Origin of the sequence: Streptomyces sp. NPDC021080, assembly GCF_044333225.1 — a bacterium.
Classification (GTDB): domain Bacteria; phylum Actinomycetota; class Actinomycetes; order Streptomycetales; family Streptomycetaceae; genus Streptomyces.
In genome coordinates, this window is sequence record NZ_JBIRQM010000052.1 from 1 (window position 1) to 3,947 (window position 3,947).

Sequence of the window (3,947 nt, forward strand, 5' to 3'; positions counted from 1 at the left end):
AAAGATTTCTCCGCTTTAATCACAAGTCATAACGACGTGAACACAGAACACGGATCACACAACGATGAGTTGCTAAGTAGATTATTGATAAGCTTACAAGAATTTCTACGTTTTAATCACAAGTCATAACGACGTGAACACAGAACACGGGTAACACAACGATTGGTTGCTGAGGGGATTATTGATTCGCTTAGCTTGCGTTATTTATCTCGTCATCTCGGCCTTTTCTTGGCCCCATTCCCCAAACGCAAAAAAGCCACCCAATGGGTGGCTTTCTCACTAATTTAATGTCTGGCAGTTCCCTACTCTCACATGGGGAGACCCCACACTACCATCGGCGCTACGGCGTTTCACTGCTGAGTTCGGCATGGGGTCAGGTGGGACCACCGCGCTATTGCCGCCAGACAAATTCGGTTCGTTCCCGTTTAGCCTTTCTTTGCTAAACCAGAACATCAATCTTGAACAAGCTGCTGTGTCCGTCACCTTTCGGCTTCTCACTCACATTCGAAAACTATCTCGTCTCTCTAAAACACCTTCGGTGTTGTCAGGTTAAGCCTCACGGTTCATTAGTATTGGTTAGCTCAACGTATCGCTACGCTTACACACCCAACCTATCAACGTCTTAGTCTTAAACGTTCCTTTAGGACCCTTAAAGGGTCAGGGAAGACTCATCTCAAGGCAAGTTTCCCGCTTAGATGCTTTCAGCGGTTATCTTTTCCGCACTTAGCTACCGGGCAATGCCATTGGCATGACAACCCGAACACCAGTGGTGCGTCCACTCCGGTCCTCTCGTACTAGGAGCAGCCCCTTTCAATCTTCCAACGCCCACGGCAGATAGGGACCGAACTGTCTCACGACGTTCTAAACCCAGCTCGCGTACCACTTTAAACGGCGAACAGCCGTACCCTTGGGACCTACTTCAGCCCCAGGATGTGATGAGCCGACATCGAGGTGCCAAACACCGCCGTCGATATGAACTCTTGGGCGGTATCAGCCTGTTATCCCCGGAGTACCTTTTATCCGTTGAGCGATGGCCCTTCCATTCAGAACCACCGGATCACTAAGACCTACTTTCGTACCTGCTCGAGCCGTCACTCTCGCAGTCAAGCTGGCTTATGCCTTTGCACTAACCGCATGATGTCCGACCATGCTTAGCCAACCTTCGTGCTCCTCCGTTACTCTTTGGGAGGAGACCGCCCCAGTCAAACTACCCACCAGACACTGTCCGCACCCCGGATAACGGGGCAACGTTAGAACATCAAACATTAAAGGGTGGTATTTCAAGGTTGGCTCCACGCAGACTGGCGTCCACGCTTCGAAGCCTCCCACCTATCCTACACATCAAGGCTCAATGTTCAGTGTCAAGCTATAGTAAAGGTTCACGGGGTCTTTCCGTCTTGCCGCGGGTACACTGCATCTTCACAGCGAGTTCAATTTCACTGAGTCTCGGGTGGAGACAGCCTGGCCATCATTACGCCATTCGTGCAGGTCGGAACTTACCCGACAAGGAATTTCGCTACCTTAGGACCGTTATAGTTACGGCCGCCGTTTACTGGGGCTTCGATCAAGAGCTTCTCCTTACGGATAACCCCATCAATTAACCTTCCAGCACCGGGCAGGCGTCACACCGTATACGTCCACTTTCGTGTTTGCACAGTGCTGTGTTTTTAATAAACAGTTGCAGCCAGCTGGTATCTGCGACTGGCTTCAGCTCCATGGGTAAACCACTTCACCTAATGCCAGCGTGCCTTCTCCCGAAGTTACGGCACCATTTTGCCTAGTTCCTTCACCCGAGTTCTCTCAAGCGCCTGAGTATTCTCTACCTGACCACCTGTGTCGGTTTGGGGTACGATTAATGATAATCTAGAGCTTAGAGGCTTTTCCTGGAAGCGGGGTATGAGCTACTTCGCCACCGTAGTGACTCGTCATCAGACCTCAGCATATAGTGAACCGGATTTGCCTAATTCACCTGCCTACATCCTTAAACCGGGACAACCGTCGCCCGGCCAGCCTAACCTTCTCCGTCCCCCCATCGCAATTATCACCAGTACGGGAATATTAACCCGTTTCCCATCGACTACGCATTTCTGCCTCGCCTTAGGGGTCGACTCACCCTGCCCCGATTAACGTTGGACAGGAACCCTTGGTCTTCCGGCGTGCGGGTTTTTCACCCGCATTATCGTTACTTATGTCAGCATTCGCACTTCTGATACCTCCAGCATACCTCACAGTACACCTTCACAGGCTTACAGAACGCTCCCCTACCCAACAACATCTAAATGTCGCTGCCGCAGCTTCGGTGCATAGTTTAGCCCCGTTACATCTTCCGCGCAGGCCGACTCGACCAGTGAGCTATTACGCTTTCTTTAAATGATGGCTGCTTCTAAGCCAACATCCTGGCTGTCTGAGCCTTCCCACTTCGTTTCCCACTTAACTATGACTTTGGGACCTTAGCTGGCGGTCTGGGTTGTTTCCCTCTTCACGACGAACGTTAGCACCCGCCGTGTGTCTCCCGTGATAACATTCTTCGGTATTCGTAGTTTGCATCGAGTTGGTAAGTCGGGATGACCCCCTAGTCGAAACAGTGCTCTACCCCCGAAGATGAGTTCACGAGGCGCTACCTAAATAGCTTTCGGGGAGAACCAGCTATCTCCCGGTTTGATTGGCCTTTCACCCCCAGCCACAAGTCATCCGCTAATTTTTCAACATTAGTCGGTTCGGTCCTCCAGTTAGTGTTACCCAACCTTCAACCTGCCCATGGCTAGATCACCGGGTTTCGGGTCTATACCCTGCAACTCATTCGCCCAGTTAAGACTCGGTTTCCCTACGGCTCCCCTATACGGTTAACCTTGCTACAGAATATAAGTCGCTGACCCATTATACAAAAGGTACGCAGTCACACCCTAAAGGGTGCTCCCACTGCTTGTACGTACACGGTTTCAGGTTCTATTTCACTCCCCTCGCCGGGGTTCTTTTCGCCTTTCCCTCACGGTACTGGTTCACTATCGGTCAATCAGGAGTATTTAGCCTTGGAGGATGGTCCCCCCATATTCAGACAGGATAACACGTGTCCCGCCCTACTCGTCGAGTTCACAACACTAACACCTTCGGATACGGGGCTATCACCCTTTACTGCCGGACTTTCCAGACCGTTCTCCTGATGCTAATGCTGATTAAGACTCTGGGCTGCTCCCCGTTCGCTCGCCGCTACTAGGGGAATCTCGGTTGATTTCTTTTCCTCGAGGTACTGAGATGTTTCAGTTCCCTCGGTTCGCCTCGTTTGACTATGTATTCATCAAACGATAGTGCAACGAATTGCACTGGGTTTCCCCATTCGGATATCGTCGGTTATAACGGTTCATATCACCTTACCGACGCTTTTCGCAGATTAGCACGTCCTTCATCGCCTCTGATTGCCTAGGCATCCACCGTGTACGCTTAGTCGCTTAACCTCACAACCCGAAATTGTTTCAACGTTCACTTTACTGTCATGGCTGTGCGTGGTGAACTTCTTCGTTGGGCAGTGCTCGCCATGCTCACGTACCTATGTACGCTGCGCTGGCTGTGCGCTGTCCGCCTTGAATTTCACACTGCTCGCGCATGCCGCTCGAGTTAGTGACCGAAAATTTCAGGTCTGAAATTTTGAGAGACTCTCACATTGTTTAAGCGATAAACAATGTGCGTTGTTTTCAATTTTCAGCTTGTTCCAGATTGTTAAAGAGCATAATTATTCGCAATAGACTATTTGACTAATCTATTCTGAATAATCAGAAAAATTTATGGTGGAGCTAAGCGGGATCGAACCGCTGACCTCCTGCGTGCAAGGCAGGCGCTCTCCCAGCTGAGCTATAGCCCCATAAAGGTTTTTTTAGTATCGACTAATCTCCTGATAAGATTTTTTCTTACTCGGAGGTCTTTTTTCTTAGGCAAGGCGTGGGTTAGCGAAG

At 50.3% G+C, this 3,947-nt stretch carries 1 tRNA gene and 2 rRNA genes; all 3 read right to left on the bottom strand.

Going from position 1 to position 3,947, the window contains the following annotated elements:
* Nucleotides 1-289: 289 nt before the first annotated feature.
* Nucleotides 290-405 (bottom strand): 5S ribosomal RNA (gene rrf / locus ACH4S8_RS44985).
* Between the two features lie 140 nt (nt 406-545).
* Nucleotides 546-3,452: ribosomal RNA gene (locus ACH4S8_RS44990) — 23S ribosomal RNA — on the bottom strand.
* Nucleotides 3,453-3,780: 328 nt separating this feature from the next.
* Nucleotides 3,781-3,856 (bottom strand) — tRNA-Ala (locus ACH4S8_RS44995).
* Between the last annotated feature and the right edge of the window lie 91 nt (nt 3,857-3,947).